The sequence below is a fragment of the Alcaligenes sp. CHO6 genome (genome assembly GCF_037120595.1).
Classification (GTDB): domain Bacteria; phylum Pseudomonadota; class Gammaproteobacteria; order Burkholderiales; family Burkholderiaceae_B; genus Alcaligenes; species Alcaligenes ammonioxydans.
The window spans coordinates 145,938-165,867 of the sequence record NZ_JBANCI010000004.1 but is presented as its reverse complement, the minus strand read 5'-3'; the positions used below and the strand labels follow the sequence as shown (position 1 = coordinate 165,867).

Here is a 19,930-nt window from a genome sequence, read left to right as displayed (position 1 = left end):
CATCCCTTGTTATCAAAACTCATCAAAATGGTAAGTTATTGAGAATGGGATTTCAAGACCTGGTTTCTCAGATCGAAATTATTACGAGAGTTGAAACAACCTGGCCGCATTGCCATAAAACAGCTTGTCCAGAATCGCATCCTTGAAACCCAGCTGCTGGAAGTCTTCAATACTCTGGCGAATCGGGCGGAAGGTATAGGACGAACCAAACAGCAATTGCTCGGACAAGAAGCTATTGGCTGCCTGCACATAGCCCTCATTGCCTGGCTGGAAAATGTACATATCCGGCACCAGATGCACGTTCTCGTGCAGAAAGGCCAGGCCTATGGCCTGTTGCACATTGGGCCAATAGCCGTGATAGATCACCAAAGGCAGGTCCGGGAAGGCTTTGGCCACTTTGGCCAGACCAGCCGGGTCGTTATAGCGTGGGTCTGGCGTGGTAGGGCCACTCATCAAAAAGACGGGTACGTTCAGGTGCCGCGCCAGTTCGTATACCGGCCAGTAAATGGGATCATCAGGATGACGTGCCGGCACACCAAAACCCGGCTCGATATCAATGCCGGACAAGCCCAGCTCCTTGATGGCGCGTTCCGCCTCGGCCAGGGCCTCCTGCTCGCCTTGCAGAGCCGGGTCTATACCGGCAATGCCCAGCAATGCTTCGTGCCCATGCACGATCTGGTGAATGGTGTCGTTGGGCAAATGTTGTGATGGCGTGTGGCGGCCGACGACGACCGCTTTGCTCAGCCCGGCCTGGCGTACTTCTTCCAGAAATCCTTCCTGACTCAGCGATCTTTCAAAGTGGGTATCGCTGCCACGAGTGCCGACACGGCGATTCAGCCAACGCGCAGTGGCATGTTCCGGTGAGCCGGGTTCGGCTCCGAAGAACTTGTGCAGAAAGGCAGGTCGGCAGCGTAGATCGATTATTTTTTGGCTCATGATGCAGAAGAAAGTTGCTGGTTTTGAACGCCGCGCGCGTCAAAGGCGCCACCGGTCTGGGCACGATCACGGACGGTGACGGCACGCTTGCCTAGAAGGGGAAACACCAGCTCGGCAAAGCGGATGGACTCTTCCAGATGCGGATAGCCCGAGAGCACAAAGGAGTCCGCGCCCAGGTCCATGTATTCCTGCAAGCGCTGGGCCACGGTCTGGGCATCGCCTACCAGGGCGGTGCCTGCTCCGCCGCGTACCAGCCCTACGCCTGCCCACAGATTGGGCGAGACTTCCAGTTGATCGCGTCGGCCACCATGCAAGGCGGCCATGCGTTTCTGGCCTACCGAGTCCATGCTGGCGTAATTGGCCTGCGCCTTGGCAATGTCCTCGTCCGTCAATTTGCTGATCAGGCGATCCGCCTCGGCCCAGGCTTCCTCATTGGTTTCGCGCACGATTACGTGCAGGCGTACACCCAGCCTTACTGTGCGGCCACGGGCGGCGGCACGACGGCGGATGTCCTCAAATTTCTTGCCCACCGCAGCCGGGGGCTCGCCCCAGGTCAGGTAAGCATCGACGTGCTCGGCAGCCAGCTCGTGTGCGGCGTCCGAGGAGCCACCAAAGTACAAGGGCGGATAGGGTTTTTGCACGGGCGGGAAGAAGTTGCGGCCATTCTCCACCTTGAAGTGCTTTCCCTGAACATTCACGGTGTCGCCAGAGAGCAATTGACGCCAGATCGTCAGATATTCATTGGCGTATTCGTAGCGGGAATCATGGTCCAGAAATACGCCTTCGGCTGCCAGTTCGGTGGCATCGCCGCCGGGCACCACATTCAGCAGCAAACGGCCATGCAGGGCCTGGTCCAAGGACGCTGCCTGACGTGCGCTGGCGACTGGCGCGCCCAAAGAGGTGCGCAGGGCCACCAGCAGCTTGATGCGCTGGGTAACAGGAACCAGGCTGGCCGCCACCACCCATGGGTCCAGGCAAGAGGCGCCGGTAGGAATCAGCAAGCCGTCGTAGCCCAGGTTCTCGCTGGTAACGGCAATGCTGCGCAGATACTCGTTAGTGGGTGCCCGGCCAAAGTCGGATTTGCCCAGGTAACGGGTGTCGCCCGAAGTGGGCAGGAACCAGAAAATATCGGGCGTGGTGGAGGTAATTTGGCTCATGCTGCCTGAGCCTCCAGAACGATATTTTTCAGCGGCAAACGCGCCTGAATGCTGCGCAGTACCGGCACGGCCAGATCAACAGTGCGTTGAATGTGCTGTTGCAGGGTGGTGCTGCTGACTTCGCCATCCTGAATCTCCTCGGGCGTGGCATAGACCCCGATGGGTAAGGTCAGGGACTGGAAGAAGCTGAACAGGGGCCGTAGCTGATGTTCGATGACCAGGGCATGGCGTTGGCTGCCCCCCGTGGCGGCCAGCAGCACGGGGGTGCCGTTCAGGGCATTCATGTCGACCAGATCGAACAGGTGCTTGAGCAGGCCCGGAATGCCTGCGCGAAAGATGGGCGAACCCACGATCAGAAAGTCGGCCTGTTCAATGGCCTGGATGGCCTGATGCGCATGGGTGGGCAAGGCGTCGGTGGACAGGGCTGCGCCCAGTTCGGGCAGCAGACTGAGCAGCTCGATGTGTTGCACGTCCAGTGCCAGTTGATCGTTCAGTGTGTCACGCAGCGCATCCAGCAGCACTTGGGTGCGGGAGGGACGATGCAGGCTTCCATTCACAATAACGGTTTTCAGAGGGCGGCTCATGGCAATTCCTTGCAGTGAAATCAGGACAAGGTGCCGCCAGAAAGCGGGGGCACCTGTGCGAGTCAATGTCTGGTATTACATGCCTGATCGTTGCTGCCACGAAAGACAATTCGCTCATGTGTTTATGGCTGACCTGCGCCCTTAGTCTTTTGATTTGCTTATGAAAATCAGTAGGCTTGAATGTGAAAAAATGTGCTGCCAAGTGGCATACCCTTGAACCGCGATGCAAACCTTATGAGGTATCAGGCAAAAGACGGGAGCACAGATTTTGAGCGGTGCGTTTGGGGGTGCGGACAGACAGGTCTGATGCAGGAGTGCCAGAATTGGATAGTGGGCCATCTGCTTGTGCCAGAGTTGGATAGTTTGGCGGCAAATGAATTTTTAGAATAAAAACAGGCCAATCAGGAGGGATTGGCCCCCGACTGTGTGGCAAACACAGCGGTTTTTATTTCCAAGAGAGAGACAAACCATGACTCAACACAGCCCCCCGCCCTATATCGAAATCGAAAAGCGTATCGACAAGGTACGCGACGAATACGCTCTGGTTGAAGGCCACTTCGATACGTCTGAAGAAACCTCCCCCTGGATTCCTTTCGGCCCCAATATCTGGTTGCGTCATCTGAGCTTTGATATTCGCAACAACACCTCGGTGCACATTATGCGTGCCGACAAGGGTGGCTCCCTGGGTCGTCACCGTCACCGCGCCGTGGTGACCGGCTACATCCTGTCCGGCAGCCTGCGTTACGAGGAATACGATTGGGTGGCCCGTGCCGGTCATTACATCCACGAAAGCCCCGGTCGCACTCACACCCTGGTGTCGGACGAAGGCATGGAAACCCTATTTCACCTGGGCACGCCCATTGAGTTCCTGGACGAGAACGACAACATTCTGGAAATTATTGACGTGTTCTGGATGATCGACCACTACACCAGCTACTGTAAGAAGCACAATCTGCCCATCAACCAGTCCATGTTTATCTAAGACGGTTTGAGGCTTGTGTGCCGGGTCTGCCCCGTTTGATGGGGCAGTTCCTTGAAGCGCTGTTGATAGTAGGCAGAAAAGCGGCCCAGATGCCCAAAACCATGCGCCAGTGCGACATCGGTGACGTTGGGGCGGGGACGGGTTTTCAGAACCTGATGAGCGGCATCCAGTCGCACATTACGCACCCAGTTCATGGGAGATAGCTGATAGTGGCGACGGCACAGCAGATGCAGGAAGCGGGGACTCACACCTGCTGCCTGAGCCAGATCATCCAGCGAGATGTTGCTGTGCAAATGCGCCAGCACATAGTTCCTGGCCTGGAGTAGACGCATTTTCCCTGCCCGGGCTGCGGCTCCCATGGACTCATCCACCAGAGCCTGGGCAGCCTGTTCATCGGCGGGATGACACAGCAGGAATAAGGCCAGGCTGCTTTCAATATGCTGCGTCCAGCTGGCTGAGCGGTCGCCGTTCTGCGCCGGGAGCAGAAGCAGGTGCTGGATGAGGTTGGCCCATTGCGGGCCCCTACAGGGGTCCAGCTTGTAGACACAGCCTCGGGTCATGCCCTCTTGTGCCAGAGTCTGATGCCCCACACCATCAAACAGGCTGTAGGGGATTTTCACGATCAACTGTTCGCAACCGGCTTGCCACAAGGTGCGCACATGATGGCGGGGGGAAACCACCGCAATATCACCCGGATAGGCAGTCAGCTTGTGATGCCCGTCGCTGATAAATTCGGCCGTGCCCTGCAATGCCATCTGCACCAGGCAGAAATCTCCAAAGGCGTCGGCCTGGATTTCCACTTCGGCGCCATAGCCCAGTTTCATTACGCTGATCTGATCAATATCACGCCGATACAGACGGGTGTTGATGCGCCCTCGGCCCCAGTTCAGGGCATGCCTGGAAATGGCTCGACTCAACGGTTGATGGGACAGCTCGGCGCTGTGTGAATGAAAGACTGGATGACGGTACAACACCGACAGATCCAGGCCATTTTCTGCCGGCATGGGGAACCCCTGTTCCAGAACGTAAGAAGGCGCGTGAACAGTGCCTAGTGTAGAAGTTGCCCGATTTGGCGGGCATGGGGGCTATCCCTTATCAGGGCAGATGGGTTTGGAAATATCCTTTATTTACAAAAGACTAACCTTTGTGGTTATTTGGTTTAAGTTTAAATAAAACTACTGGTTTCTCCATGAAGTTATCCAGGCTTGTAGGAGTCAGAGGAGGCTGCGCTTTGACCACTGCTCTTTCTGGCTCATGAAGGTGCTTTTAGCATTGTCATGGTGTGGGCATTCTCGTGCCGGCCTTTTTTTGCGACCCTGGCTGACACAGCGTGATCTGGGGTGTTGTTTCATGCCATCCCTTCCATTTTGCTCATGACAAGCGGCTCTTGCGATTGTGCTGGCTCTGTCAGGCTGACTTGCACACCAATGTCTGCTGGTTTGGCGTAGTGCAGACTGCTGGTTACCAGAGCGTTCACGCCCGTTGCGGCATAGGCGGCGGCATTACCGGCATGAATCCCGCCCGCAGCCAGAATGGTGAGCGTAGGATGGGCCTTGCGCAATGCAGGTACGATTTGCATCAGGGTTTCGGGCGGTATCTTGTCGAACTGCACCACGTCCGCGCCCGCCTGGGCGGCGCTATAGGCTTCGCGCAGATCCGCCGCTTCGATCACGATTTTCTTCTCGCACAAGGCATATTTGTGGTGGGCAATCGCACGGCCGACTTCTTCCCAGCCGCCCATCAGTGCTCGATGCTGCGGGAAGATCAAAATAGTTTCCCCCAGGCCCAGACGATGCGGCATGGCCCCGCCCGACAGGGTGGCTTTCAAGGCCAGCTTGCGTACGCCGGGGGCATGTTTGCGGGTGGTCAGCACGGCTACCGAGGCATTGACTGTTTGCACGGCCTGCACGACTTGCTGGGTCAGGGTAGCGATGCCACAGGCAAACTCCAGCAGGTTCTGGCCGACTTTCCAGGCACGCAGCAGGGACTGAGCCGAGCCTTGGGCCAGCAGGACCGTCTGACCGGGCAAGGCTGCCACGCCGCTGGGGGTGTAGTGCTGGGTCTGCCCGCCGCAAGAGCGCACAATCTCGGCTACCTCCTCTGTGCCCGCCACGCGAATGTGCTCACGGACCACGTAACGCAGTGTGGTGTTCTGCTTGTGCAGGCCCAGCATATGGCTGGTCAGATCCAGGTAGGACGCATCCTCGCCAATCCATTGGTCGATTTGGCTTTGTTCAAAAAAAACCGTCATTGTTGATTCCCGTAGCGCCGCAGCGCCCAAAAGCAGGCCAATGCCGTCAGACCCAGTAAGCAGGACAGCGCATTGGCACAATCTGTGTTGCCATCCAGGACGGCGTTATAAATGGATAAAGTCAGGGTTTCGGTCCGGCCTGCGATATTGCCCCCCACCATCAGCGATATCCCGACTTCGCCTAGCGCCCTGCCACCGGACAGGATCAGGCCCGTGGCCAGGGCGGGTCGCAGCAAGGGCAGCTCCACCCGGAAGAAGTAGGACCAAGTGCCGTGGCCCAGTGTGGCCGCGGCTTCGCGTAGCCGTGGCGACAGGCTGTTCATGCTGTTTTGCACAGGTTTGACCATTAAAGGCAGCCCGGCGATAAATGCGGCAATCAACAAGGCCGCCGGCTGAAAAACAATATTGGGCGACCAGCCGGTGGCACTGGCCAGCCAGCCTTGCCTGCCCAAGGCAAGCAGCAGCAAATAGCCGATGACAATCGGCGGAAAAACCAGCGGCAGACTCACCAGCGAATCCAGTAATCCGTGGCCCGGGAAGCGTTTTCTGGCCAGAACCCAGGCCAGTGCCAGCCCTAGCACCAGCTGTGCCGCCAGGGTGGCGGCCAGCACAGACACACTCAGGCCCAGTGAGCTGCTGGAGCAGCTCATCCAGGCAGACATTACAGACCGTGACGCTCAAGAATGGATTTGGCCGTGCCCGAGCCCAGGAACTGGGTCCAGGATTGCAGCGCGGGGTTTGCAGGACGGTTCTTGAGTATGGCCAGGCTCAGATCGATCGGGTCGTGGCAGGAGGCTGGCAGGGGCAGGATGGTGCCCAGCTTGTCCTTGTGGGCCAGCGCCTCGCTGCGGTTGATGAAACCGGCATCCACTTCGCCGTTCAGCAAATAAGCCGACACTTGCGGCAGCATGGCGACTTCAAGGGTGCGTCCATCGGCGTGGACTTTTTCACGTTCCATGCAGGTGGTGGCGGCGCGGCCATAAACCGTTTTCTTGGCATCGCCAATCGCGATGCGTGCGTAGCTGGGCTGCTGTAAATCCTGGATGGAATCAATGGTCTTGCCCTTGGGCACGGCCAGCATCAGGGCGCCCTGGCTGATGTTCACGAACTGCTGGGCAATGCCCATGGGTTCCAGAAAAAAGCGGTCGCCAATGATGGCGGCAATGTCTGGATTTTGCTCGCTCTGGGCGCGAACCTGTTGCATATTGCCAAAGCTGCTCTCTACCGTCAGGCCGGTTTCTTTATGGAAGGCTTGAATCAGTTCGGTGACGGGTTTGCGATAGCCTGCGCCGGTGGCAATCAGCAGGTCGGAAGCGTGGGCCGTGGTGGTGATCGCCAGCAGACAAGCGGCGGAAAACAGCAAAGATTTCATCGAATATCCTGTCGCTAAATTTCGTTATGAGCTTTAGTTTATAACGAGAGAGGGCTGACAGGGATGTTCGCCACGCGCCGGGGCCGGAGCCACCAGACTCAAACCTGCTTGAAAACTGGGAAAAGCGGCTTGTGCCCAGCGACGATGCACGTTTCTCGTTGCCGCAAAGCTGGAAACAGAAGGCGAAAAAAATCCCCATCCTGAACCAGTAAGATGGGGATTTTGGGGGGCACCCCCACCCGGAGTGACACTCCGGGTGACATGGTGTGCGTTAGGCTTGAGCGGCCTTGAATGCCAGACGCCATTGGTGCAGCAAAGGCTCGGTGTAGCCGTTAGGCTGTTCCAGACCTTTCAGAACCAGATCCTGAGCGGCGCGGAAGGCAAAGGAGCCTTCAAAGTTGCCGGCCATCTTCTGGTAGGCAGGGTCGCCCGCGTTTTGCTGGTCCACCACTGCGGCCATGCGCTGCAGGGTTTCAACCACTTGTTCGTGGGTAACGATGCCGTGCAGCAGCCAGTTGGCAATGTGCTGGCTGGAGATACGCAGGGTCGCGCGGTCTTCCATCAGACCGACGTCGTGGATGTCCGGTACTTTGGAGCAGCCCACGCCCTGGTCAATCCAGCGCACCACGTAACCCAGGATGCCCTGGGCGTTGTTGTCCAGCTCTTCCTGGATTTCCTTGGCGGACCAGTTGGTGTCCGTCGCCACGGGAATGGTCAGGATGCTGTCCAGGTAGTCGTTGGTGTCGCCTTCCAGACCCTTCTGGACGTCGACCACGTTGACTTGGTGGTAGTGCAAGGCGTGCAGCGTGGCGGCGGTAGGCGATGGCACCCAGGCGGTGTTGCCACCGGCCTTCACGTGACCAATCTTTTGCTCCAGCATTTCAGCCATCAGGTCGGGCATGGCCCACATGCCTTTACCGATCTGGGCACGGCCACGCAGACCGCATTGCAGACCGATCTGAACGTTATTGCGCTCGTAGGCAGGCTGCCACTCGGCCTGTTTCATGTCGGCCTTGCGCACGACGGCACCCGCTCGCATGCAGGTGTGGATTTCATCGCCGGTGCGGTCCAGGAAGCCGGTGTTGATGAACACAACACGTTCGGTGGCCTGAGCAATCGCTGCCTTCAAGTTCACGCTGGTGCGGCGCTCTTCGTCCATGATGCCCAGCTTGACGGTGTTGGGAGCCAGGCTCAGCAGGCTTTCCACACGATCAAAAATTTCGCTGGCAAACGCCACTTCGTCAGGACCGTGCATTTTGGGCTTGACGATGTACAGCGAGCCGCTGCGCGAGTTCTTCTTCAGCTGCAGATCACGCATGCCGATCAGGGTGGTGACCACGGCATCCAGAATGCCTTCTGGGATTTCACGGCCTTCGCCATCCAGAATGGCAGGGTTGCTCATCAGGTGACCGACGTTACGCACGAACATCAGCGAGCGGCCAGCCAGCGTTTGGGTGGTGCCCGTCAGATCGGTGTACTGGCGATCGTCGGCCAGACGACGGGTAAAGACCTTGCCGTCTTTCTTGATTTCTTCAGTCAGCGAACCGGTAACCAGACCCAGCCAGTTGCGGTAGGCCAGGACCTTGTCGTCAGCGTCCACGGCAGCCACGGAATCTTCGCAGTCCATGATGGTGGTCAGCGCGGCTTCCAGAACAATGTCTTTCACACCAGCCGGATCGGTCTTGCCAATCGGGCTGTTGGGGTCGATCTGCAATTCAAAGTGCAGGCCGTTGTGCAGGAATACGATGGCTTCAGGCGCATCAGGCTGACCACGGTAACCCAGCAGGGTCGAGGTGTCTTTCAGGCCGGTGGTGCCGCCATTTTCCAGGGTGACGCGCAGGGCGCCATCAGCGATGGTGTAGGAGGTCGCCTGGTCATGGCTGCCCTGGGCCAGAGGAATGGTGTCGTTCAGGAACTGGCGGCCAAAGGCGATGACCTTGGCGCCACGCACCGCATTGTAGCCACCGCCGCGCTGGGCACCGTCGGTGTCGGGAATGGCGTTGGTGCCATACAGCGCGTCGTACAGGCTGCCCCAACGTGCGTTCACAGCGTTCAGCGCGTAACGGGCGTTCATGATAGGTACGACCAGCTGGGGGCCGCCCTGCTCGGTGATTTCGGTGTCGACGTTGGCGGTGTTGACCTTGACGTTGGCAGGCGCGTCTTTCAGATAGCCGATGGAGCTCAGAAAGCGCTTGTAGGCCGGCATGTCGGTGATGGGGCCCGGGTTGGCCGTGTGCCACTTGTCCAGTTCGACTTGCAAGCGGTCGCGTTCGGCCAGCAAGGCGCGGTTTTTAGGTGCCAGATCATGGACCAGCTTGTCGAAACCAGCCCAGAAGGCTTCGGAGGAGATACCTGTGCCGGGCAGGGCTTCTTGTTCGATGAACTGATGAAGCACCTCGGCGACTTGCAATCGCTGGCAGGAGATTCGAGTGGTCATGTGTACCCTTGCTGATAGTTAAAAGTGATTCGGTACAGCGGCAGGCCACAAGGGCTCGTTCGCTGCGATTACCTGGTCAAGCGCGCTTCAGAACAGGCTGACATCGCGGGTAGATTGACCCGCGCAGCACCGGGAGACAAAGGACATCAGAGGGCGAGCACATTGCACAAGGCAAAAACCACTAAAAAACGCTAACCCATAGTAAATCAGCCTAAATGCAAGCCAATTTGCGCGATGTCGAACTATGTCTCACACGCATGCCAAACACACTGCCAGGTTGAATAACGTAAATTATGAAGGACTGATGCAAGCTGGATTTAATACTCAAAGTATTAAGACTACATACTTAATGTATTTACTGGTTTTGGGCAAGTCTTATATATGAGGTAGAAGACAGTGCCTGCCCTTGCACCGGGTGATTAGCGGCCATATCCGACAAGGCATGTAAGCCACGCTCAGTTCGCCAAGCCGCTGATTTAGCGCCATTCGCACCCAATGCGGGCGTGAGGGGCAGCGATCTTGGTGGGATTTGTCACTGCCTTGGGTAAAACCTGAAATCCGCCCGAAAGCGGGATAAAGGGCCAGATTTCAAGCAGATTGATGAGTCAATTTCGCGTCAAAATCACAAATAGCTGTGTCCATCAGGCGGACAGTGGGGCTTGTGGTTCAGGCAAAAACCAGTCAGTACATTTGGGGTAGCCGCCAGGCCCCTCTTCCTTGCTCCATCCCTTGTGCTCTGGTCTGAAACCAGTCCTGGACTGTCGCTATGGCAGGAGCGGTGACTTCGGCTTATCAGCAGCCCCACGGTCAGGCTCAGACGGTGGCGGGCGGGAATCGGGTTGAATAAGCGCGACAGCACGGCGCCCCCGAAGGGAGAGAGGCGATCGGGCAAGCAAGAAGAAGGCCGGCCGGAGATGGCTGAATTTGTCATGGAGCCGTGTAGGAGGCGACACGATAAACAGCTTATGATGCTTGCAGATCTGCTTGTCTGTGTTTTCCCTTGGAATACTTGTTATGTCTGATCCCAGCGGTTTTTCCCGTATTACGTCCACGCCTGAACTGATTCCATTCACGGGTTATCTGGACGCCGGCCAGGCTTTGGAACAGTTGCGTCATATTTACGATCGCAACACCGCTTTCTTGCGTGATTCTTTTGCCCAGTGCCTGGAGACCGGTTTTCCACGCGGGCAGCGTTTTAGGGCCTGCTACCCTGCTGTACGTTTGCGAGTCGAGACCTATCAGGAAGTGGACAGCCGTCTGTCGTATGGGCATGTGGTCGAGCCTGGTGTGTACATGACCACCATTACCGCTCCCGGCCTGTATCACGATTACTTGCTGGAGCAGCTGGAGCTGCTGCTACGCAATCACGGCGTGCAGGTGGAAGTGGGCGAGTCCTCCGTGCCCATCCCGCTGCATTTCGCGCTGAACAATGGCGTGCAGTCTACCGTGACGAGTGTGCCCGAATCGCCAGGGGATACCTTGCGCGATCACTTCGATGTGCCCGATCTGGCCTATATGGACGATGCCATTGTTAACGGCACCTGGGAGCGTGTCCACAACGAGCCCTTGCCGCTGGCTCCCTTTACCGCGCCACGCATTGACTACTCTTTGCACCGTCTGCAGCATTACAGTGCCACCCGGCCCGAGTATTTCCAGAACTTTGTCTTGTTCACCAATTACCAGTTCTATGTGGACGAATTTTGCCAGTGGGCGCGTGAAGTGCTGCAGGCTGATGGGCAAGGCTATATCGATCTGGTGGAGCCGGGCAATATCATCACCCCCGCAGGTGCGAATGCTTCAACAACAGGCTCGCCCCTGGCTCGGGCGCCGCAGATGCCCTCTTACCATTTGCGCCGTGCCGATCATTCTGGCATCACGCTGATCAATATCGGTGTGGGACCATCCAATGCCAAGACCATTACCGATCACGTGGCCGTCTTGCGACCTGCTGCCTGGCTGATGCTGGGCCACTGCGCCGGTTTGCGCACCACCCAGCGTTTGGGCGATTACGTGCTGGCCCATGGCTATGTACGTCAGGATCACGTGCTGGACGAGGATTTGCCCACCTGGGTACCCATTCCTCCCCTGGCCGAAATCCAGGTCGCGCTGGAGCAGGCAGTGGCTGAGGTCGCCGGCTTGTCAGGCTGGGAGCTCAAACGCATCATGCGCACGGGAACGGTGGCGTCCATTGATAACCGCAACTGGGAGCTGCGGGATCACCACGAGCCGGTACGACGCCTGTCGCAGTCGCGGGCGATTGCGCTGGATATGGAGTCGGCCACGATTGCCGCCAACGGTTTCCGCTTCCGTGTGCCGTATGGCACCTTGCTGTGTGTGTCGGACAAGCCTTTGCATGGCGAGTTGAAACTGCCGGGCATGGCCAGCGAGTTTTACGCGCGCCAGGTTGGCCAACATTTGCATATCGGTATCCGGGCACTGGAGCTGCTGCGTGACATGCCTAAAGAAAGACTGCATTCGCGCAAGCTGCGCAGCTTTCTGGAAACGGCATTTCAATAATAGTTTGCCGGGGCCGCCTCTGGCGGCCAGTCAGAGCGGGTAGAACCCCGGTTTTGTCGTCATGCCCAGTTTGGCGGCCCGGTATCAGGCCGTACTGTCCCCAAGGATCAGGTCTTTTCGGCTCTGCTCAAGGCATCCGGCAGCGACGGGCAGGAGGTCGGTCAGGATCGCATCCCTTCTGACCTGTCGCTGCCCCTTTTTCAATCGGCCCAGACCAGCTGCTTAGCGGCTGGCGGCAATCGCGTCGCGTGCCTTCTGCACCAGATCCTCACCAATGGTCTTGGTCCATTTCTCAACGACGCCTTCTGTGGCTTTGGCAAAGGCTGCGTGTTGATCTGGCGTCAGGGTGGTGATCTTCACGCCGTGGCTCTCGATTTCTTTGAGCAAGGAAGGGTCCTGGGGCGTGATGCCTTTACGGGCGATTTCGATTTCGCGCTTGCCAGCCTCGATCGCGGCTTCGCGTACGATCTTCTGGTCTTCTTCGCTCCAGGATTTCCACACCTCGCGGTTGACCACAAACACCAGTGGGTCAGACACGTAGTTCCACAAGGTCAGGTATTGCTGCTGCACGTCGTACAGTTTGGCGCCGGCGTAAATGGACAAGGGGTTTTCCTGGCCGTCCACGGCCTTATTGGCCAGGGCGGGCTGCGCATCGGCCCAGCTCATTTGCGTGGGATTGGCACCCAGTGCGCTGAACGTGTCCATGTACAGGGGCGAGCCCACCACACGCAGTTTCAGGCCCTTCATGTCTTCGGGTTTGCTGACTTCGTGCTTGGAGTTGCTGAGCTGGCGAAAGCCGTTTTCCCCCCAGGCCAGCGGCACGACGCCCGCTTTCTCAATGTAGCCGAACAGGTCCTTGCCCACTTCGCCGTGGATCAAGGCGTCGGTGGCCTTGGAATCGGGCTGCAGGAAGGGCAAGGAAAACAGGTTCAGTTGCTTGATCTGGGGGGACCAGTTGATCGTGGAGCCCACCGCCATATCAATCATGCCCTGCCGAATGGCAGTGAACTCGCGCGTCTGGTCGCCTTGTACCAGCGAGGTGCCGGGGTAGATCTTGATGTTGATGCGCCCGTCGGTGCGCTCGCGCACCAGGTCGGACCAGATCACCGCCCCCTGGCCCCACGGGAAGGAAGTGCCCACCACAATGGATAGTTTGTACTCGGATTTGTAAGCGGCCTGGGCCGCTGGAACCACGGCCACAGTGGCAGCCGTACAGGCCAGAGCAGCCAGAATATGACGTATTTTCATGGATCAGGTCTCCCTTTCGATGAGTGGATGTGCAGTAATGCGGTTTTAGTTAAAGCCTAGGTAGCGGGGTAGCCACAAGGCGATGTCGGGCTCGATGATGACTAGCAGCATGGTGGTACCCATACCCAGCAGCAGCCAGCCGACCCAGCGCAAGGTGCTTTCCATTGGTACACCGGCAATCCGGCAGGCCACCATCAGGTTCACGACGACCGGTGGCGTGAACTGGCCCAGGGCTACGTTCAGGGTCAGCAGCACGCCAAACCAGACGGGGTGCCAGCCAAAGTTGTAGGCGATCGGCATGAACAGCGGAACAAAAATCAGGAAGATTGAAATGCCGTCCAGGAACATGCCCAGCACAATCAGCATGACGATCATCAGGGCCAGAATGCCGTACTCACCCAGACCGGAGTGGATGATTGCATCTGTGACCGGGTCAATAATGCTCAGGGTGGACAGCGCCCAGGCAAAGATGCCGGCCAGTGCGACCACCATCATGATGACAGCCGATAATTCGGCCGCTTCGCGCAAGATCAAGAACAGGTCGCGAAATTGGATGGTGCGATGGATAACCATGCCTACGAACAGGCCGTAGAACACGGCCACCACAGCGGCTTCGGTGGGGGTGAACAGACCCAGGCGCATACCACCCAGAATGATGACCGGTGCGATCAGTCCCCAGGCGGCTTCGCGCAAGCTGCGCCAGAAGGGCGGCCGGGGCAGTTCGGCCTCGGCCAGGCCCAGTTTGTGGCGGCGCGAGAGCCAGATCGCCGGGATGATCAGGCCGATACCGGCCAGAATGCCCGGGAACATGCCTGCGGCAAACAGGGCGGGAACCGAGGCTTCAGGCACCAGCACCGAGTAAATGATAAAAGCGATGGAAGGCGGGATCAGGATGTCGGTGGCGGCACCGGCGCCCACAATACTGGCGGCAAAGGGGCCAGGGTAGCCGGCGCGCTTCATGGCGCCGATCATGACCGCACCCACCGCGGCGGCACAGGCCGGCCCGGAGCCGGAAATCCCCCCCAGGAACATGGCCACTCCAATGGCCACGACGGGTAACATGCCTGGGCCACGGCCGACCAGGGCAACCGCAAAGTTCACCAGGCGACTGGCCACCCCGGAGCGGTCAAAAATAGAGCCCACCAGAACGAACATGGGGATGGCCAGCAGGGGGTACTTGGCCAGGCCGGCATAAAAGCTTTGTGGTACGGCCATCAGGCCAAACCAGTGCGTATCCAGATTGGACATCAGGATGGCAAAAGCCCCGCCTATGCCCAGGGACACGCCCACGGGCACGCCTGCCAGCATCAGGCCGATGAAGATGACAAACAGCAAGGTAGCAATCATGACTTGGCCCGCCAGCGACGCATCCACATGCCCAGCAAGCGCAGGCTCAGGGTGGTGGACAAAATGGGCAGCCACATGCTGTACCACCAGGTCGGCACGCCAATCGAAGGAGAGGTATCGCCCCATTCGAATTCATCCAGTGCCATACGCCCGGACAGCACGGCCAGGCCAATGAAGAACAGCAGGCTCATGCCAATGCCGAACAAGGCCAGCCGGCGTTGACGGCGCTGAGTCCCCGCATCAGCAAAGACTTCGATACGGATATGGAGGTGTCGTACACAGGCGCTGGCCCCGGCATTCATGGTCAGGACCACCAGCAAGAAGATGGAGATTTCCTCGGTCCAGGCAAAAGAGCTATCGGTCAGATAGCGCACAAACACGTTGGCAAAGGTAATCAGCGCCAAGGTCGCCATGATCAGGACCGAAGCCCAGTCTTCCAGTTGCAAGGGAACGCGTGGACCTGGTTCGGTCGGCGCGCTGGCGGGATGGGTAGATATATCTGTAGAACTTGAATCCATGAGGTCTGTCAGATCGGGCAATAAAGCTACATGCTAGCGGTCAGGGACGGGGCTGGCAGTGAGTAATTTCCCCCGGTGCAAACGCAGCCGCGGGCCAGGATTGGCCGGGGACGAAACGATAGGGATAGGGGCGAATACACACGCGATAGGGGGTGGTGTGTCGCCTGGCTGATGAGGTGTAAAACCTGGCCCGGCACGACAGATAGGCCTGTGTGTGGCGCTCTGGAAGAGCCCGGCAGGGGTGTTGCCGGGCCTGCTGTGCGGGTGTTCAGCAAGGGTGCAGGCGGCCGGTAAGGCTGCCTGGGCTAATGCAAGCTGGGGGACAGCTTACTCTTTTTTGCGATCTTTTTTCCCTTTTTTGCCTTCTTTGTCCTTTTTGGAGGACTTTTTGTCCTTGTTTTTATCCTTATTTTTGGCCTTTTCTTTCTTCTTCTTTTTGTCTTTTTTGCTCTTTTTGTCCTTGTCGCTTGAGTTTGACGTGTCCTGCAGCGCAGCGTCAGGTGCCTCTTGATCCCTTGTGTCTTCTTGCAGCGCCGGGTGCTCATCAGTCTGCGGGTCCGCTGCGCGTTGCCTGGACGAGACCGGTGCCCTGCGTGCCTGCTCCATTTCCGCATCCAGCTCGGCGGCGACCTCGCGCAGCTCTTCTGCAACTGCTTGGGCACGGTCCTCGGGCAGCGCGATCATGGTGCCCCGACATTGGGGGGCACCACACAGACAGCGATAGTTCTGCTTGAGCTCCTCGGTAATGTCATCGTCGATGACCAGCGAGTAGTCGTACAAAAGCTCTTCCCCGGCCGGGATATCGCGCATGGCCACAATGAAGACACGCGAGCCGTCAGCATTCTCGTGCCCTTCACAGTTGGGGGCGCAGGAGTGATTGATCCAGCGTGAATCGTTGCCCCCCTGGCCACCGTCCACGATCTTGCCGTTGCTCAGGGCAAAGAAAAAGGTGTGAAAAGGCTCGTCGGGATTGACTGGAAACAAGGCATCGGCCTGTTCGGGCGTCAGTCGCTTGCCGGCGTATTGCAGGATGCGTGTCCCGGCAGGGATATCGCGTAGCGCAAACACGCCATTGCCATGCAGTTTGGATGGTTTGACGACGTGCCAGGGTTGGCGTTGAGTGACCATGGGGAATCAGCCTGTAAAAGGGGATAAACTGGACGGCGATCTCTATCTTACAAAACATGCAGGGCTACGCAACCATGTCACTTGAAACGACCGCCCACAACGGCGCGCAAATCTTGCTCGAAACCTTGATCGCTCAGGGTGTAGATACCATTTTTGGTTATCCTGGCGGAGCGGTGTTACCGCTCTATGATGCTCTGCATGCCCAACCGCGAATTCGTCATATTCTGGTCCGTCACGAGCAAGCTGCGGTGCATGCAGCGGAAGGGTATGCCCGCAGTACCGGTAAGCCTGGCGTGGTGCTGGTGACATCGGGCCCGGGTATGGCCAATACCACCTCCGGTTTGCTCGATGCCTTGTGTGATTCTATTCCTGTCCTGTGCATTAGTGGACAAGTGGCGACGACGGCAATTGGTACCGCCGCGTTTCAGGAGTGTGATGCCATCGGCATTTCACGTCCTGTGACCAAGTGGAATGCGCAGGTACGGCGCATTGAGGATGTGGCTTCGCTGACCGCCAAGGCCTTGCGCCTGTGTACCCAGGGTCGTCCTGGCCCGGTACTGCTGGATTTTCCTAAAGACATTCAGATTGCTACCTTGCCTGCTGCCAGCAGCGAGGCACCTGCCCAGGACGAGGCCGACAGTCTGCTGGCCCCGGCAGCGCCGGCGCCTGCTCAGGAAGCGGCCATCAAACGTGCCGCTGCCATGATTGCGCATGCGCGACGCCCCGTGTTTTATGGTGGTGGCGGGCTGATCAATTCCGGTGCGGATGCCAGCCATGCCTTCACCAGCCTGGTGCAGGAAACCGGCGCCCCCTGCACGCTGACCTTGATGGGCCTGGGTGCTTATCCTGCGCGTGATGAGCAGTTCGTGGGCATGCTGGGCATGCACGGGACGCTGGAGGCCAATCTGGCCATGCACCATGCCGATTTGATTATCTGCGTGGGCGCGCGTTTCGACGACCGCATTACCGGCCGCCTGTCCGATTTCTGCCCGCACGCCAGCAAGATTCATATTGATATCGACCCCGGTTCCATCGACAAGGTGGTGCGTGCTGATGTGGCTTTGGTGGGTGATTGCTACCCCTTGTTGCGCGCCTTGCGCAAGGAACTGTCCCACCACGACTTGCCCGAAGGCCGTCTGAATGACTGGTGGCAACGCATCGGCGTGTGGCGTGCGCAGGAATGCCTGAAAGTTACCCCGCGCAGCGATGCCATTTTGCCGCAAGATTTGCTGCAGCGCCTGGATGCGCACCTGGAAGGTCGCGACGCCATCGTGTCCACGGACGTCGGTCAGCACCAGATGTGGGCAGCGCAGTACATCAAGTTTGATCGTCCCCGCCGTTGGTTGACCTCAGGGGGGGCGGGCACCATGGGTTATGGCATACCCGCTGCTTTTGGGGCGCAGATTGCACATCCGGACAAGCTGGTGGTGTGTGTCAGTGGGGACGCGTCGGTACTGATGAATATTCAGGAACTGGCCAGTGCGGTGCAGCATCGCACGCCGATCAAGGTGATTCTGTGCAATAACCGCCACATGGGTATGGTGCGTCAGTGGCAAGAGCTGATTCATGATGGTCGTTATAGCCATAGCTATAACGAAGCCATGCCGGATTTTGTGGCCTTGTCGCGCGCCTTTGGTTGGGAAGCCGAGCGCGTGGAGCATCCCGATCAGCTGGATGCGGCGCTGGAGCGTTGCCTGGCCCACGACGGCCCGTTCTTTCTGAACGTGGAGGTGCTGGCGCTGGAGAACTGCTTCCCCATGATGCCTGCCGGCTATGGGCATCAACAGGTGATGTTGTCCGAAGATAACTGGTATGTAGAAGAATAAAGTGCCTGGTGGGGACACGGGCGTAAAAACCCCTATGTCCCCGCCCGGGTACTGCGCATTAAATACACTGATCCATTCAGACAGGAGGGGCATGCATGATGTACCGTCACATGAAGAACCGTCTTTTGGCCGCGGGATTGATGCTGGGCTTGGGCCTGGCGATGGGGGTGGCGTCGGCCCAGACCCCACTGAAACTGGCTTACGCCTTGTCCACCAGCTCCCACTATGGGGCCGGTGCCAAGGCCTTTGCCAGCGCACTGGAAAAGGATGGCAATTACACCATCGAGGCCTTTCCGAACAGTGCCTTGGGCGGCGAGCGCGAAGTTATTGAAGGCTTGCAGCTGGGCACGATTGATCTGGCCATTGTCTCTACCGGCGCAACCCTGAACTTTGTGCCCAAGACCGGCGTGTTCGATATTCCTTTTCTGTTTCGCGATCTCCAGCATGCCCGTCATGTGCTCGATGGCAAGATTGGACAGGACATGCTGGCGGAGTTTCCCAAGCGCGGAATTGTGGCACTGGCCTGGGGAGAGCAAGGCTTCCGTCACCTGACCAATAATGTGCGTCCTGTCACTACCCCGGCCGATGCCAAGGGTTTGAAGATCCGCACCACAGAAAACCCCATTCATATCGCAGCTTTCCGGGAAATCGGTATTTTGGCGACCCCGATGGCCTGGCCCGAAGTGGCAACCGCCTTGCAACAAGGCACGATTGATGGGCAGGAAAATCCCTTGTCAGTCATTGTGTCGGCCAAGCTGCCGCAATTGCAGAAGTACCTGTCGCTGACGGCGCATGTGTATGGCCCTGCCCTGGTGCTGATGTCGCCCGCGGTGTATGACGGCCTGTCCGATCAGGACAAGCAGTTGATGCGCGATGCCGGCATTTCCGCGGCCCAGGCCATGCGCGATTATGTGGACGATATTGAAAAAACCGGCGTGGATGCGGTCAAGGCCGAGGGCATGCAGGTCAATACGGTCGATCACGCGGCGTTTGCCAAAGCGGTGGAGCCGGTTTACCCCCAGTATTACAAACAGTTCGGCCAGGAACTGGTCGAGGCCATTCGTCAGACTCCCTAAGCGATCCGCATCATGAAAGCACTGCTGTTCATGCTGGATAAGGGCGTGTTCCGGCTGGTGTCCTGGGTGACGCAGTTATTGCTGCTCTCGGCGGTGGCGGCAGCGTTTTATCAGGTCGTGGCCCGCTTTGTTCTCCAGTCGCCTGCCGACTGGAGCGAAGCCTGGTCGCGCGCCGCCCTGATCTGGACCGTCATGCTGGGATTGTGTCTGGCCTTGCGCCAGGGGGCCATGCTCAGTGTCGATGTGGTGCGATTATGGGTGGGCACGCGAACGCAGCATTGGCTGGATGTGGCCGTGCTGCTGTCTTGCCTGGGCTTTTTTGGCCTGCTGGCCTGGTTGGGGGGACAGATGGCATGGCGGGTTCGCTTTCAAACCATGCCCAGTCTGGAGTGGTCCATTTCCTGGGTATATATTGCCATTCCGATCGGGGCGGTACTGGCCATGCTGGGGCTGCTGGCCCGATGGATGGAAAAGCCGCCGGCGGCCGTGGTGGACGCCACGCAACTCTGATTCAAGACTTGATGGCAGGCTTGTAAGGCATCCCCGAACGG

At 58.4% G+C, this 19,930-nt stretch carries 17 protein-coding genes; 5 read left to right on the top strand and 12 right to left on the bottom strand.

The window, feature by feature from the left end; translation table 11 throughout:
• Positions 1-81 precede the first annotated feature (81 nt).
• Genes V6936_RS14650 through msuE form a run of 3 tightly spaced genes read right to left on the bottom strand, consistent with a single transcriptional unit; the run spans position 82 to position 2,677 of the window.
• The gene (locus V6936_RS14650) at positions 82-936 is read right to left on the bottom strand and encodes an amidohydrolase family protein (RefSeq protein WP_336580033.1); all 855 of its coding nucleotides are present in this window, start codon (positions 934-936) and stop codon (positions 82-84) included.
• Entirely contained in the window at positions 933-2,093 is a 1,161-nt protein-coding gene (gene ssuD / locus V6936_RS14645; RefSeq protein WP_301606320.1) for an FMNH2-dependent alkanesulfonate monooxygenase, read from the bottom strand. Before ssuD ends, V6936_RS14650 begins: the two co-directional genes overlap by 4 nt.
• The gene (msuE, locus tag V6936_RS14640; protein ID WP_003800591.1) at positions 2,090-2,677 is read right to left on the bottom strand and encodes an FMN reductase; all 588 of its coding nucleotides are present in this window, start codon (positions 2,675-2,677) and stop codon (positions 2,090-2,092) included. Before msuE ends, ssuD begins: the two co-directional genes overlap by 4 nt.
• Positions 2,678-3,146: 469 nt before the next feature.
• Between msuE and V6936_RS14635 the strand changes: the two genes are divergently transcribed.
• On the top strand, positions 3,147-3,659 hold the full coding sequence (locus tag V6936_RS14635) for a 2,4'-dihydroxyacetophenone dioxygenase family protein (RefSeq protein ID WP_003800590.1): 513 nt from the start codon (positions 3,147-3,149) through the stop codon (positions 3,657-3,659).
• Here V6936_RS14635 and V6936_RS14630 read toward each other — a convergent pair.
• The 5 genes from V6936_RS14630 to V6936_RS14610 all read right to left on the bottom strand — a co-directional run bounded on the left by V6936_RS14630 (position 3,656) and on the right by V6936_RS14610 (position 9,719).
• A complete protein-coding gene (locus tag V6936_RS14630) occupies positions 3,656-4,663 on the bottom strand; it encodes an AraC family transcriptional regulator (RefSeq protein ID WP_301606322.1) in 1,008 nt (335 codons plus the stop codon). The two genes, V6936_RS14635 and V6936_RS14630, sit on opposite strands and share 4 nt — an antisense overlap.
• Positions 4,664-5,007: 344 nt before the next feature.
• A complete protein-coding gene (gene modD / locus V6936_RS14625) occupies positions 5,008-5,910 on the bottom strand; it encodes a ModD protein (RefSeq protein WP_219235418.1) in 903 nt (300 codons plus the stop codon).
• Positions 5,907-6,572, bottom strand: coding sequence for a molybdate ABC transporter permease subunit (modB, locus tag V6936_RS14620; RefSeq protein ID WP_003800586.1), 666 nt, complete (start codon positions 6,570-6,572; stop codon positions 5,907-5,909). The genes modD and modB overlap by 4 nt, the downstream gene beginning before the upstream one ends.
• A complete protein-coding gene (gene modA, locus V6936_RS14615) occupies positions 6,572-7,282 on the bottom strand; it encodes a molybdate ABC transporter substrate-binding protein (protein WP_219235420.1) in 711 nt (236 codons plus the stop codon). The genes modB and modA overlap by 1 nt, the downstream gene beginning before the upstream one ends.
• Before the next feature lie 271 nt (positions 7,283-7,553).
• On the bottom strand, positions 7,554-9,719 hold the full coding sequence (locus tag V6936_RS14610) for a malate synthase G (protein WP_336580032.1): 2,166 nt from the start codon (positions 9,717-9,719) through the stop codon (positions 7,554-7,556).
• Positions 9,720-10,733: 1,014 nt separating this feature from the next.
• On the opposite strand from V6936_RS14610, the gene V6936_RS14605 reads away from it, so the two are divergent.
• Positions 10,734-12,236, top strand: a complete 1,503-nt coding sequence (locus tag V6936_RS14605) for an AMP nucleosidase (protein WP_336580031.1) — start codon at positions 10,734-10,736, stop codon at positions 12,234-12,236.
• Positions 12,237-12,458: 222 nt separating this feature from the next.
• Here V6936_RS14605 and V6936_RS14600 read toward each other — a convergent pair whose 3' ends face one another.
• The 4 genes from V6936_RS14600 to V6936_RS14585 form a co-directional block, all read right to left on the bottom strand.
• Complete coding sequence (locus V6936_RS14600; protein ID WP_003800580.1) at positions 12,459-13,484, bottom strand: DctP family TRAP transporter solute-binding subunit; 1,026 nt, start codon at positions 13,482-13,484, stop codon at positions 12,459-12,461.
• Positions 13,485-13,529: 45 nt separating this feature from the next.
• The gene (locus tag V6936_RS14595) at positions 13,530-14,831 is read right to left on the bottom strand and encodes a TRAP transporter large permease (RefSeq protein ID WP_336580030.1); all 1,302 of its coding nucleotides are present in this window, start codon (positions 14,829-14,831) and stop codon (positions 13,530-13,532) included.
• Complete coding sequence (locus V6936_RS14590) at positions 14,828-15,349, bottom strand: TRAP transporter small permease (RefSeq protein ID WP_131071141.1); 522 nt, start codon at positions 15,347-15,349, stop codon at positions 14,828-14,830. The genes V6936_RS14595 and V6936_RS14590 overlap by 4 nt, the downstream gene beginning before the upstream one ends.
• Positions 15,350-15,676: 327 nt before the next feature.
• On the bottom strand, positions 15,677-16,477 hold the full coding sequence (locus V6936_RS14585; RefSeq protein ID WP_003800577.1) for an SET domain-containing protein: 801 nt from the start codon (positions 16,475-16,477) through the stop codon (positions 15,677-15,679).
• Positions 16,478-16,533: 56 nt separating this feature from the next.
• Between V6936_RS14585 and ilvB the strand changes: the two genes are divergently transcribed.
• From ilvB to V6936_RS14570, 3 genes are all read left to right on the top strand, one after another.
• Positions 16,534-18,303, top strand: coding sequence for a biosynthetic-type acetolactate synthase large subunit (gene ilvB, locus V6936_RS14580; RefSeq protein WP_003800576.1), 1,770 nt, complete (start codon positions 16,534-16,536; stop codon positions 18,301-18,303).
• Positions 18,304-18,413: 110 nt separating this feature from the next.
• On the top strand, positions 18,414-19,379 hold the full coding sequence (locus tag V6936_RS14575; protein ID WP_039943153.1) for a TRAP transporter substrate-binding protein: 966 nt from the start codon (positions 18,414-18,416) through the stop codon (positions 19,377-19,379).
• 12 nt (positions 19,380-19,391) lie between these two features.
• Positions 19,392-19,889, top strand: coding sequence for a TRAP transporter small permease (locus V6936_RS14570; RefSeq protein ID WP_003800574.1), 498 nt, complete (start codon positions 19,392-19,394; stop codon positions 19,887-19,889).
• Positions 19,890-19,930: the final 41 nt, after the last annotated feature.